Below are 12,848 nucleotides of genomic sequence, written 5' to 3'. Positions count from 1 at the left end.
GTTAATTGGCCCTGCATTTAGAACTTTACTTTCTCGTAACATGGCATGATCAGTTATGAAAACATCAGGTACGGAGATAGACTTTTAATTTTCGTCATGATTTCTGTGCTTTAATTAAAATGAGTAATTTTCTAATGTAAAAGGAAAGACCGCCCTACGCGGTCTTTTTTGTGCTTAATGTATAATAGATTGTCAGTATTTTTTATTATGATAATTCACACCTTAATCGTACCCATACGAATAATGATTAATTAGATAAGGATTAGTATGATTCAAAAAACCTTGGTAATGCTTCACTTTATGGAATTGAAGTATGGTCTTAATGTTGCGGTTAATTTCAGTTATTTACGGAAAGCCATTAATGAATAAATATGACTATTTAGCCAGATATGGCTAAGTTCAATTATTAATAATTCGCTGATTACAATTATACCTGAGTAGTGAGACATAAGGATCGCATAAACTAAAAAAACGCACGTTTGCGATCTTAAAGGATCTCTATATTCGCCATATAAAACAGCCTTAAGTACCCACTAAACAAAGACTTGCCCATAATATCTCTGTCCTTACCGATTGCGCCTATTTTTCGTTTTTTTATAGGTATGAATTTTGGTGGGGAGGAGGGGGTGAGTCCGAATAAGCCAATATCGCACCCACCCTGGTGTTAATTTCTGCGTCTTTGAGCAGGTTTTACAGGTTGTGTGTTATGTGGGAAAGAAAGTACGAACAAGGTCGCTGGAATGGCCTGACGCTTAACATACTCAGCACCGCGCTTGATGGTGGAAAACGTCTGCAGGTTTCGGAGATTCCTTATGCCGACTTACCAGGCATTAAAATCATGGGCAGCGCCGCCAATAAGATTGACCTTGATGTTGTGTTTGTCGGTGGCGATTCGCTAAACGATGCCAATGCTTTATTGGCAAGTTTGAACCAAACCGCTAAGGGCGAACTGGAGCACCCATGGCTAGGCGAACTGCCTCTAGTTTTTAATACCTACTCGCAAAAAATCAATACCACATTAGGACTTGTTACCCTAACGCTCAATTTCATTCGTAATACCAAACCAATCTCAACGGTAACGACGAACGTCGCCACCACAACTCTCATCGAACAAACCGATGCCGTCGAACAGCTTTCCACTGAAACGTTCGTGGACGATGTTAATAATATGGGCATCAGTGATATCCGGACTTTGCAGACTGATTTTACAAACTTTGTCGGCGAGCTCACCGGTATTGCGACACGGTTAACCGTTCCTAGCCAGGTGCTGTCTTCATTAAACCAAGAGCTCAATAGCGCGATGGTCGCCATATCCAGCATTGCGAATGCTCCTGCACAGTTTGCACAGCAATTAAGTTTAACCATTGATAGTGTGGCGAATGCGGTTCAATCAGAAGATGATGCCGTCAATGAAGCGGTTGATAACTCACGCATGGCACAAGCGAGCATGTTAGATAGCATTAACCCGAATACACCTAGCGCTCATTACAATGTGCAAGCCACCGTGGCCGCCGTCAAAATGAGTAAAGACATCGCTCACTTAGAAGAAGCGCCAACCTTTACTATTACCGAAGCAACCACTCAACCGGCTATTACGCTGAGCGATATAAACCGCATCAGTACCCAATTAGATGTTTGTATTGCCGGCGTTACTACCGTATCCACACTAGAAAGCCTTGCGTTATTTGATGCGCTCACCACCTTAAAAGAAAATGTAAACACTCAAAGTGACAAAGTACAAAAAGGAAGCCAACCCAAAAGCGCCATCGAATCAGCGCGCTTTCAGCCAGCTTTGGTGATTTCTCATAACACTAGTCATGATGAAGACCTAGTCACCGCCTTAAATCCCAATCAGCACCCTTTATTCTTACGAGGCAATATTGCCGTGGGAGTGAATCAATGAGCACCCTTTCCTTACTCATCGATAAAAAGCCGATCATATTTTTAAGCGCAGAACTGACCTATGACATTGAGCAGCTTGCTCACACCTTTCATTGCACGATTGAACCTCTTGCTATCAATAAACCGTTGCCGGTTGAATTCAAGCTTGATGGAAAACGTATATTTTCTGGTGTCATTGATAACGCTTCGACCTCAACCCAAACCAGTGCGTATTCTATGGAGATTTCAGGGCGCTCAAAAAGTGCCAACATGATTGATTCACGCATCACCATGGACGCGCAATACGGCCAAACATTGGAAGCATTATTACGCAGTGTGTCTAAAAATTTTGGTCTAACGGTTAATAGCCTAGTCAACACCAAGCCAGTTGAAGAGTTTCAAATTAATGCCGAGTCGCCAGTCGATAACCTAGCGCAACTCGTAAAGGAACAAGGTTTTATCTTAGTTGAGCGAGACGGCGTGTTAACGATTGAAAACCCAGCGCACTCGCCAGTAAATGCTGCTGCCTTGGAAGTAGGTTCCAACATTGGGTCCTTAAATCTAGAACGTAACTTCACCAATCAGTTTTATCACATCGAAGTGCAAGGACAATGGGATGATGCTCATGCAGCCGTCACCTATGCACCGGCCAATACCATGCGAAAAACCGTGTTTGTGTGCGACCAATTGCAAAGCGCAGAGGCTTGCCAATCACGCGCACAATATGAGCGTTCTTTAGCGATTGCCAAGGGCTTAAATGCTTCAGTATCGATTGATGATGTCATTGAGGCTTTCACCTGCTCCGCTATCAATCGCACCATTCGAGTGATCGACCAATACCAGGACTTTAACGAAATGCTATTAATCAAATCGGTTTCAATATCGGTGGATGACTCCAGCACGAAAACATCATTAACCTTATTTCGACCTTTTGCGGAGAAATCTAATGTCTGACCAATCCATGTTTAATCGCCTAATGAGTCGCATCAAAAACATGATAGTAATCGGTTCGGTCACCGGCTCTGATACCAAGATGCTGCAGATTCAAACCTCGACCGGCAAAACAAACGACCGAATTAAACGCCTGCACAATTACGGTTTTATGAGTCGCCCCAAAGTTGGTGCACGCAGTTACGTTTTATTTCTTGGCGGCGTATTAAGTCGCGGTGTATCGGTTTGTGTTGAGGACGAACGCCATGAGATGGAATTAAAAGAAGGCGAAGTGGCCATGCTCGATGACAAGGGCAACCTCGTTCACTTTACAGGAAATGGAATATCCATTACCTCTCTGGGCGATGTCACCGTGAATGCTAAAAACATAAAACTAAATAACGGTACCGGAGTGATCACTTGCGAAAGTATTTGCCCTTTCACCGGCAGCCCACATGTTGACGGTTCAAAAACAGTTACCGCACAAAAGTAGTACAAGGAGCATATCGCTGATGCCTATTTCAAATAGCTCACTTAAAACCAAAATAATCACGCAGATGAAAGGTAAGGGATTTGTGACCGAAGGTGAGTTTGCCAAATCTGCCGATTTAGCCGAAGCCATTGCCAATGCGGTCGTGGAGGAGATTACGACCAATGCATTAGTCGTCGTCAATAAAGGCAGCTCTGCAGGGAGTTATAAAGTCACATGAATTACTTTTCTTTATCAACACTAACCTCCTCAATGACGACACAAGACGGTCTCAAACATGCGGTGTTGCAAAGCTTATTAAATCACGGTGAATCAACCAAAAATGATCGCGCCCGTATGAATAATAATGAGCGTGGCGGCGTGTGGTCAGAACAATATACGCCAGGTGTTGGCTCTCGTGATTGGACATTACAACGAGAAAAGAATACGGCACAAACTGCCAGTCGTGCAAAGCGCTTTTATGAAGAGGCATTGGCATGGCTAGTTGATGGTGGACACGTTCAAAGTATCAACGTTCAAGTAACGGTTATTTCAGCGAACGCGTTAGCCAGAAGCGTGACATTAACATTAAACGATGGCTCTCAATTTGAGGTTCCTTTATGAGTACGCAACGCAGTCTGCAAGCCTTAATTAACCGGGCAACCTCGACGCTTATCACCACAACCGGTCAAAATAATCCAGCCATTCACGCGATCGCTTGCGCCATTGCCGGTGTCAGTTATGGCCAGTATGGTTATCAAGACCAACTGTTTCGTGAAATGCAGCCAGAAACGGCGTCTGAGCCTTGGTTGTATTTGCATGCCCAGCGCCATGATGTTGTACGGCTACTGCCTACCTTTTCTCAAGGCTTGGTGCAATTTGAGTCATTGGCCGAGGCCGTGCTTATTCCTCAATCAACGGTTTTAATTGATAAAGCCGGCAATGAATACCAAACCTTGAAAGCGCAAATGTCGGATGAAGATGTGGCTGTCATTGCTCTCATCGCTGGCATTGAAGGCAACCTACCGGCTGGCAGTATTTTAACCCTATCAAAAGCCATAAGCGGCATCAGTCCTGATAACGTATTGTGTTTAGGTTTTGATGGTGGCGCTCCGATTGAAGATATTGAGCATTGGCGAGAGCGAATTTGTACCGCTTATAACCAAGGGGAAGAGGTTGGTCGTCGTGAAGATTATGAAAGCTGGGCGCTATCGGCGCATTCTGATGTTGACTATGCCTGGGCGCTAGATAACACACCTGAGCGTGGACTGGTTCAAGTCTATATCGGCGCGCGTGAAAACGATCCAACCGTTGGCCCTGAAGTGATTTCAGCCGTACAAGTGCACATTGATTCAGAGCGATTAGCCGGTTGCCACCCAACCGTCGCTATCCCTACCCATAAAGCGATCGATATTGAAATTCAAAATGTTCAAGACGAAGCCACTCGCGCCGATATCATTATCGCCTTGGAAGATTTATTTAAAGATAAAATGGGACAGCGTGACGAATCCGTCAATCCACCGGTTCAAGTGAGTATTACGCCAACGGAGATTGTGTTGGCCATTGCGCCTATCACCAATAGTTACATAGTGAAGCAGCCAACCGAAGAGCAATTTATTACCGATAGTGAAATTCATATTCTTGGGGAGGTCACATGGACACCTCTGACTTAGTCATTGATTACACCACTCAAGATTTTGAGCAAGCGATCCGCCTTTTACTGCCTAAAGGCCAATATTGGCAAGAAGCAACCAACACCAAACTCACCGGTGTCATCAAAGGTATGGCAACCGACTTCAAAGTCACCCACGATGAAATTCAACTCGCTCTGTTATCTGATTTTTCCGAAAGTCTATTTGGCTGGAAAATTGCCGATTATCAAAACCTTCTCAATCAAAACACTCAAGGGTTGGTGTTTGATGATAAAGCGACACCCAACCTAATCAGCGTATCTCTTGCGAATAATTGTCGAAGTGAAAATGCCTTTAACGATTTTGAAAAGGTGCGTTTACCCCACACCGAAATTCAGTGGAGAGCGAGTACCAGTACAACTGAACATATTCAAGCGACCAATGCTCGCCACATTCGAAATACCACTCAACATGAGGTTACATCATGAGTCTTGTTATCACCGATGCAGGTATTGCCGCATCCATTCACGCCGAAGAGCTAGGCGTAGAATACAAAATCACCCATATTGCCATTGGGCTTGAGGGTTATTTGCCTACCGTAGACCAAACGCAATTAAAGCAAGAAGCGGTACGAAAGCCATTAAGTCGTGGCTCTGTTCCGGCCCCTAGTCAATTACATTTTGAAGCCGTGTTTGATGATGACTCGGCTTTCGAAGGTAAAGAGATTGGTTACTTTTTAGAAGATGGAACGCTATTTGCCGTAGATAGCCGCGGCGGCGAAATCATGTCATTAAAACGCTCAAATACCATCATCACCGAAGCGTTTGAACTCAATCTCGCCGGCTCAGAAATCACCAATATCACCGTTGAAATTATGGGCACCCCGTATGCAAGTGAAACCGTTGCTGGCATTGCGAAGATAGCCACCAATGAGCAAGTTGATGAAGGTATTGATGACAGCTCATTCCTTACGATTAAAAAATTCACCCGAGCATTAAGTGCCAGTTATGTGATCAATAAATTGGTTGAAAACTTGTGGCTAGGAATTGCGAAGCGTATTTGTCCTGTTGGCGTTCCTTTGCCTTGGGGCTCCGATATCGCGCCAGAAGGGTTTGCCATTCATAAAGGACAAGCTTTTGATGTTGTCGCCAACCCTGAACTCGCCAAACTTTACCCAGACGGCATCATTCCTGATATGCGCGGACTTGGCATTATTGGTAAAGAAGATGGTGAGTTGGTTTTGGCGTATGAAGAAGGCCAAGTTAAGCAACATGGACACCCTAACTCTACAGTCAGCTCGACTAATTTAGGAACAAAATCATCGAACACCACTGGTAACCATGCCCATGGCGCACCCGGTGTCGGTTTTTTAGTGAACCAAGGCGGCACTCGTACATGGGGGCCACCAGGAGGATCGGCAATTGGTTATCAAGATTCCACCGAATACGCAGGCAACCATGCGCATACCGTAGCCATTGGTTCCCATGCCCACAGTGTTGTGATTGCCCTATTTGGCGCACTTAAAAACACCATCAACCACCGTAAATTTAACTGGATAGTGAGACTTGCCTAATGAATGCCATTCAACCTAAATCAATTACTTTATCCGTATCTAAAATTCATCCCGAAGGATGGTGGCTGGGTAATACACAAGAGCATGTCGCCAAAGGCACTGCATTAGGCGTAGATTATACCGAGAATATTTACATACCTAGCAGCAATGAAATGATCGGTAAATATGATTGGGAAACCAATACCTGGTCAGAAATCAAGAACAAAGCTTTAGACGAGTTTTGGACCCCAAATGGACAACAATGTGTCATTGGGACACCCAATGGCGATTATCCAGAATGGGCAGTATTAGAAGCGCCGCCAGAATATGATACTCAAAAACAAACCGTACTTTATCAAGATGAAAAGTGGTCTATTTATGATATTGAAATTGGTAAACCCTATTGGGATAACGAAGGTAATGAGCTAATTATTTCTGACTATAATTTCACGCTACCAGAAAACCATACGTACATTAAGCCGCCAAAATCAAAAGACGGCTTTGCCATCCGATTAGTAGATGATGAATGGCAAGCCATTGAAGATTTTAGGGATCGCATTATTTACGATTGCGCCGATGCCACACGTTCAGAAGTCGTCCAAGAACTTGGTAAGATTAAAGCAGGATTCACCCTTGAAGAGCCTAAAACTCAATATGATGAATGGGTAAATCAAAAGTGGATAACCAATCAAGAAAATCTATATATCAATAACTTTAACATGGTCGATGATAAGCGCCGCCAACTTTATGCAACAGTATGTGATCCGCTAATAGCCGAAGCCAACATCAAACGCTTACAGGGTTTTGAAGGTGAAGCGAAAGATATTGAGGCCAAAGTATTAGCCGCACGACTAGAAATACAAAACTCAAACCCTTGGCCATTACCACTCTCTTCATAATATTCCTTAAACACAATTAAAGCCGCTTAATGCATTCACCGACATTAAACGGCTCTTTCTAATTGAAAGATATAGGATAAGCATTCGTATGACCCAACCCCCTCGCGCGATATGCTAAAGCTCAAACTCGACAAACTTAAAAGCGCTTACCTTCTCTTACGAGTGATGAATGCACTTTCAGTCGGCATATTTCAAATAATAAAGAGAATTCTAAGCATGAATGAAATGGAGTTTAAGGTGATGGTAATTTCATTCCTTGATATGGCCGGATTAAAAAAGATAGGAACGTCTGTCATTGCGACGTTGATTAGCTTTGGGGTAAATGACCTCGCTCAATTGATAGCTATTACAGTAGGTATTATTTCCGGTGTAATGGCCATTCGCCACTATGCGGTTGCGACACAATTAAATAAGGCCAAATTGGCTCGGTTAAAACGAGGAGATGATTCCATGATGGATGAAGAGGAAACCTCCCCATGAGCCTAAAAACCAAAGCCACACAAGCCGCAATATGTTCGGTAACTGCCATCTTAGCCATCGTATTTAATATTGATGATAGTTTACATGTGAGTAAAAACGGCCTACGTCATATTGCGAATGAAGAAGGTTGTCGCTCAAAAGCTTATCAATGCAGCGCTCATGTTTGGACGGTTGGCTTGGGGCACACCACTGACATTAAGCCAGGCATGAAAGCCACCAAAAAAGAGATCGCCGAATATTTTGTGAAAGATGTGGGACAAGCGGAAACGGTGGTCAATAAAAATATCACCCAAAAACCGAGTCAGGCTGAATATGACATGATGGTGAGCTTTGTTTTTAACCTTGGCGCGAGTAACTTTACCAAGTCAACATTGCTTAAAAAGTTCAATCAAGGCGATAAGTCTGGTGCGTGTTGGCAGTATCCGCGATGGATTTATGTTGATGGGCAGGATTGTCGTCTAGAGGATAGTAATTGCTCTGGCATTCCGAAACGCCGAGAAACAGAAAAGAACGTCTGCTTGAATGGTTGGGGATAGAGTGGACGTACTCACTTCAATCAAAGCGGCCTTTAAATGGCTCATTATTATTACTTTGTTACTTAGCATCTTTATTAACTACCGTTTATTTGACTACAGCAATGAACTCAAGCAAGACAACCAGCAACTCTCGCAAACCCTAAAAGCTCAGCAACAAAATAATGACCACCTAGCCACGAAAATTGAGTCTCTCAATCAAGACAGGAAGCATGCACAACAAGTGCAAGATGACATGGTCAACAGGCAGCAACGTGCGCGCCTCGCTTTAGAAAACCGACTGAAACAACTAAAAAAGGAATTAGAACATGCGCCCTGCAATAACCAGCCTATTGATTATCCTGCTCAGTGGGTGTCAGGGTACAAATACGATAACTGAATATCAGTATCATGAAACCACTAAGGTGCCGAATGCTGCTTATTTAGTGAAGTGCGAACTGCCATTCAAAGCGCCACCCAAAACCTATGGCGAGGCAGTTACTCGTGATGAAGTGTGGCTCAATGCCTTTAGATTATGCGCGTGTAAGATAGAAAAAAATCGTGAGTTTTATGGTTATTCCAATAAAAACAGCGTCTGCTCCTCACTCGATATGAATGTAGGTAAATAATAAATGCTGGCGAAATAATTCGACTCATTACCTTGTTTAACTTAACCTCCCTTCAGAAAGCCCAATATAATCATCAGAATTACGAACTGCTTCACGCTCAGCTTTTAGATTGTATACCTTATAGGCTAATCAGCAATCACTACAGAGATTAGCTAGGCTTGCTATTTATCTTGTTTATCCTATCAAGATCTTGTTTTAGACATAAATATTTGTTTCAGCGGAATAAATAATAAAAACTATGAAAGTAATAACTGCAGAGTCAAGTTATGCTTAATTTATTTAACTTAGGTTAAAAAAACCAATTCATATAATACGGTAAATGTGGTGCCTTAATGTGAAATTTAGTATTTTTACTGTACCACCACGTATTAGGCTATAAATTAAATTTTGCAATGTTTAACATATTAATAAGGAATTTGCGTGAAACGAATCAAATTATTAGGCTTACTAACCCTTACTTTCTCAACTTATTCATTAGCTAGCGGAAATCCAGAATTTACCGCATTTGCTTTAAAACAAGCTCATAACAAAGGCTTCTATATTTGTGATACCGCAATTAAGAACACGTTTCGCCTAGCATCAGGTTCAGACATAAGAGTAAACGCGTCTTGGTTTAATGAAACCAAAAAAGATTCAATAAAGTTAACCGCAGTGTATGGCTCAAAAGGTGATAGCATATTCACAGAAGCTGAGTATAGAAAATTATCAGGGAAATGTTATGTGACAGAAACCACTATTATAACAACAGCAAAGTCTTGTACTGCCTATGCGAGCGAAATGAAAGCATTTAACTATGTTGCTGAAACTGGAGATTACATTTGGATGGAGAATAAAGGCGGAATTAATATGTTACTCACACCAGTGCAAAGTTCATGTGTTGCTACCTTTCAAAGGAGTAACATCTTATAGGTAACTGTATAAAACTAAGCATATTTGGGTGTGAGTTTTTTTGTTGTCGTGGTTTATATACAAACTGAGAGGATTATTGTCCTTCAGGCTCTAAGCTTGTATATTCTTTAATAGTAATCACTTCCATCCCCACAAAATCATTCAACTCACACACTTGCTCTAGCAATGGTACCAATTCATTTTTGTAGAACACGCGATCGACTTTATTTAAGTCAGAACTGGATGCGAAGCCTTCACGTACGATACTCATTAAATCGAGCGGAATGCGGTGACTGGCCAGAACATCTTCCGTGGTTTTGCTCTTGATATTTTTAAATTCGTCTTTTGCTTCCACTTGGCCTATTGGTGTGAGTTCCGGTGCTTTCCCATCTTTGCCTTTACCGTTAATAAACAGGTTTTTGAAAGCTATTTTCTTCGATAACTTATCCTTAATATCTTTTTCTTGTTCACCGGTTAAATTGGGATCGTTCATATACAACAAGTAGCCAGCATGAGAGCCATTTAAGTAATATTTACGGCGAAACAAGGTCGCATCTTCATTAAGCCAAATGGAACTCAGTGCCCCGATATATTGCGGCAATCCATATATTTCTTGGCATACATCGTACTCCCCCAAATGAAAGACTTGCCCTGCTTTATAATCCACTCGCCCTTCATCACTGTATTCACGGGGCTTGTACACATACTCGTTAATATTTTCTTTGCGGCGCATGTACAGCGCTGGCAAATGCTTAATTTCCACCACATCACCAAGCCGGTTACGAACAATAGAAAAGTAGCCATTACCAAAAGTTAAAAAGTCACCCATAAAACGTTTAAACTCACGGCGCTTAATTAAAGGCGATAATTCCGCTGAGCTCGATGCCATATTACTTTTTACATATAACGCCGAACCATGCATAGGGTTAGCACGCACCGCTTTAGCTAAGGTATCAAGTGCGATAGGCGGCTCATATAATCCATCAACTAACGCCACTTCCATGTAACTTAAAATATCAGCGGTCATAACGCTTTCAGGGGAATCAAATGTGATCACAATGTGCCTCTTATAAAATTATTGCACTATAGAAATGACACTGTGGTGGTGTCATCGCGTAAAATATCAATCGGCTCCCAATGCAACACATGCATAGCGGCCCAGGCTAAATCGGCATGAGAGCCCACTTTGCTACGATTGGAAATAAAGGTAATTTGGTTACTGGCTTTGGTGGTGTGTTGTCTTATCATCAAAAAGGAATGCACCAGGTCATCCCACTCATCATCAAACTGAAGACGACCAGCGTTAATAATTTCACGCGCTTTGTACGCCATCATCCGTTTCATTTCGGGTGAATAATCCACCTCAATTAAAGCCGGATAAAACTTGCGAACTAATTCAGCCACCGCCGAGCCAACACCGCCCACATCCATTTCAAGATGCACAACGTTGTATTTTTTGGTGATCGCTTCAATGGCCGTGGCTTGTGCTTCATAGCTCGCCCCTTTTAAGCGAATACGCTCAAGCAATCGAAATACGCCGCCTTTCTTCTCAGGTTTTAAGGCCACAATTAAGCCGGCATCATCCGAGCCTTCACCTTGGCCGCCACCACGGGGATCGTAACCCACCAACACCTCACGCCGGCCAGCCGGGTGCAAGTTATCTAATTGAACATCTTTCCATAACGAGGTGTCGGTTTTGCACATCAATAGCGCTTTGATGCTAAAGAACGAGGTCGCATCATCGAGGAATACGCATCGTAGCAAGTTATCAAACACCGACTTATCAGGGTATTTACGATGAAGCTTATCCAGGTTAAAGAAGTTCGCACCACCGGCAATCGCATCATCCACCGTAATAATTTGGCGGAAAATCCCATCAACACCCATTGAACCGTTTTTAAGTCCTTTGTGGCTGACATCGATGTTGTTCTCTTTTGCTCCGGACCACTTCGAATAGGCTTCATGGGCGGTACTCGATGGCGTCGATAAATACGTGGTGCGGTATTGTGCTTGAATGGACATGCCGCCGGCAAAATCATCCAATTCTTTAAATTTTGGTATCCAAAAGACTTCATCGAAATACAAGTGGCCATTGAAGCCTTGACTGGTTCGCGCATTGGTCGATAAGAAATTTAAACAGGCACCGTTCGAGAGCCACAGCTCATCCTTGCCCTTTAATTCGACATCACCAATTTCAAGCGCAAAGCGGCGAATGTAGTTCTTAAATATTTCACTTTGCTTGCGTGAGGCCGATAAGAATATTTGGTTGTCGCCATTAAGAATGGCATCTTCAAAAGCTTCAAATGCGAAGTAGTAAGTTAGACCAATTTGGCGAGATTTCAGATAGAACCGGAATTCATTAATGTCATTATTGAGCTTATGACCATGAATGTCTTTTTGATATTGAAAGAAGGTTTTCTCTCGAAAATCGGCCAGCATTTCAGCCGTAATGCCAGAGATATCATTCTTGGTTCTATTGGCCGGTCTGCCTCGACGTGGCCCACCGGATTGAGTACCAGAACTCGACGTTTCTTTTGCTTTTAATGCCTGATCCCGTTTGCGCTTTTGCTCAAGTAATAACTCTAATTCTTTCAGTTGAGATTCGTGCTTTTTATCGACCCACATCAAATAGGCAATACGTTGCCTCATCATCAATTCAACCGGCGCATCATCGCGCAACGCTTTCCAATCAAACTTTGAGATCCATTGCTGAATCGTTCGAGTGGCCACATTGAGCTTTTCGGCAATTTCTACCGGTTTGTACTGACGTAGGTAATAACCCAGCGCATAAGTTTGCGCACTGGTGTAAAGCGGTTCGTCAATGGATTGGCATTTATCGTTCATAGCTGCAGTGTGCAATAAGCTTTGTTTTTCCTCAGCTTATCAACATTCTAGATTGAGGTTTTAGGATCGAGATGAATATAAAAGGTCGGTGGTTTTCGCTAAATTAAACTCAGAAATCACAAGAGGCAAACTC

At 42.7% G+C, this 12,848-nt stretch carries 16 protein-coding genes; 14 read left to right on the top strand and 2 right to left on the bottom strand.

Features of this window, described 5'->3' with window-relative positions:
• Positions 1 to 706 precede the first annotated feature (706 nt).
• The 14 genes from VCASEI_RS02060 to VCASEI_RS01995 all read left to right on the top strand — a co-directional run bounded on the left by VCASEI_RS02060 (position 707) and on the right by VCASEI_RS01995 (position 9,892).
• Positions 707 to 1,903: a DNA circularization N-terminal domain-containing protein gene (locus VCASEI_RS02060; RefSeq protein ID WP_089110297.1), complete on the top strand. Its 1,197-nt coding sequence runs from the start codon at positions 707 to 709 to the stop codon at positions 1,901 to 1,903.
• A complete protein-coding gene (locus VCASEI_RS02055; protein ID WP_089110298.1) occupies positions 1,900 to 2,835 on the top strand; it encodes a phage tail protein in 936 nt (311 codons plus the stop codon). Before VCASEI_RS02060 ends, VCASEI_RS02055 begins: the two co-directional genes overlap by 4 nt.
• On the top strand, positions 2,828 to 3,304 hold the full coding sequence (locus VCASEI_RS02050; protein WP_238321384.1) for a phage baseplate assembly protein domain-containing protein: 477 nt from the start codon (positions 2,828 to 2,830) through the stop codon (positions 3,302 to 3,304). The genes VCASEI_RS02055 and VCASEI_RS02050 overlap by 8 nt, the downstream gene beginning before the upstream one ends.
• 19 nt (positions 3,305 to 3,323) lie before the next feature.
• Complete coding sequence (locus VCASEI_RS02045) at positions 3,324 to 3,521, top strand: hypothetical protein (RefSeq protein WP_089110299.1); 198 nt, start codon at positions 3,324 to 3,326, stop codon at positions 3,519 to 3,521.
• Positions 3,518 to 3,904, top strand: a complete 387-nt coding sequence (locus VCASEI_RS02040; RefSeq protein ID WP_089110300.1) for a phage GP46 family protein — start codon at positions 3,518 to 3,520, stop codon at positions 3,902 to 3,904. Before VCASEI_RS02045 ends, VCASEI_RS02040 begins: the two co-directional genes overlap by 4 nt.
• Entirely contained in the window at positions 3,901 to 4,953 is a 1,053-nt protein-coding gene (locus tag VCASEI_RS02035; protein WP_089110301.1) for a baseplate J/gp47 family protein, read from the top strand. Before VCASEI_RS02040 ends, VCASEI_RS02035 begins: the two co-directional genes overlap by 4 nt.
• Entirely contained in the window at positions 4,935 to 5,399 is a 465-nt protein-coding gene (locus VCASEI_RS02030) for a hypothetical protein (RefSeq protein ID WP_089110302.1), read from the top strand. Before VCASEI_RS02035 ends, VCASEI_RS02030 begins: the two co-directional genes overlap by 19 nt.
• A complete protein-coding gene (locus VCASEI_RS02025) occupies positions 5,396 to 6,484 on the top strand; it encodes a phage tail-collar fiber domain-containing protein (protein WP_089110303.1) in 1,089 nt (362 codons plus the stop codon). The genes VCASEI_RS02030 and VCASEI_RS02025 overlap by 4 nt, the downstream gene beginning before the upstream one ends.
• Positions 6,484 to 7,362: a hypothetical protein gene (locus tag VCASEI_RS02020; protein WP_089110304.1), complete on the top strand. Its 879-nt coding sequence runs from the start codon at positions 6,484 to 6,486 to the stop codon at positions 7,360 to 7,362. Before VCASEI_RS02025 ends, VCASEI_RS02020 begins: the two co-directional genes overlap by 1 nt.
• Before the next feature lie 216 nt (positions 7,363 to 7,578).
• Entirely contained in the window at positions 7,579 to 7,842 is a 264-nt protein-coding gene (locus tag VCASEI_RS02015; RefSeq protein ID WP_089110333.1) for a hypothetical protein, read from the top strand.
• Positions 7,839 to 8,378: a lysozyme gene (locus VCASEI_RS02010; protein ID WP_089110305.1), complete on the top strand. Its 540-nt coding sequence runs from the start codon at positions 7,839 to 7,841 to the stop codon at positions 8,376 to 8,378. The genes VCASEI_RS02015 and VCASEI_RS02010 overlap by 4 nt, the downstream gene beginning before the upstream one ends.
• Before the next feature lies 1 nt (position 8,379).
• Complete coding sequence (locus VCASEI_RS02005; protein ID WP_162621005.1) at positions 8,380 to 8,754, top strand: hypothetical protein; 375 nt, start codon at positions 8,380 to 8,382, stop codon at positions 8,752 to 8,754.
• Positions 8,684 to 8,983, top strand: a complete 300-nt coding sequence (lysC, locus tag VCASEI_RS19920; RefSeq protein WP_455685143.1) for an Rz1-like lysis system protein LysC — start codon at positions 8,684 to 8,686, stop codon at positions 8,981 to 8,983. Before VCASEI_RS02005 ends, lysC begins: the two co-directional genes overlap by 71 nt.
• 420 nt (positions 8,984 to 9,403) lie before the next feature.
• Positions 9,404 to 9,892 carry a hypothetical protein gene (locus VCASEI_RS01995; RefSeq protein ID WP_089110307.1) on the top strand — a complete coding sequence of 163 codons (489 nt, stop codon included), beginning with the start codon at positions 9,404 to 9,406 and terminating at the stop codon, positions 9,890 to 9,892.
• A 73-nt stretch (positions 9,893 to 9,965) separates the two neighbouring features.
• On the opposite strand, the gene VCASEI_RS01990 is transcribed toward VCASEI_RS01995, so the two are convergent.
• Both VCASEI_RS01990 and VCASEI_RS01985 read right to left on the bottom strand, forming a co-directional pair.
• Complete coding sequence (locus VCASEI_RS01990; protein WP_089110335.1) at positions 9,966 to 10,898, bottom strand: phage portal protein; 933 nt, start codon at positions 10,896 to 10,898, stop codon at positions 9,966 to 9,968.
• A gap of 56 nt (positions 10,899 to 10,954) precedes the next feature.
• Positions 10,955 to 12,715 (bottom strand): terminase large subunit domain-containing protein, encoded by a 1,761-nt coding sequence (locus tag VCASEI_RS01985; protein WP_089110308.1) that lies wholly within the window; start codon positions 12,713 to 12,715, stop codon positions 10,955 to 10,957.
• Between the last annotated feature and the right edge of the window lie 133 nt (positions 12,716 to 12,848).

It is taken from the genome of Vibrio casei (assembly GCF_002218025.2).
Taxonomy (GTDB): Bacteria; Pseudomonadota; Gammaproteobacteria; order Enterobacterales; family Vibrionaceae; genus Vibrio; species Vibrio casei.
Note: the sequence above shows the minus strand (reverse complement) of the source record. Positions and strands in the feature narration are given on the sequence as shown.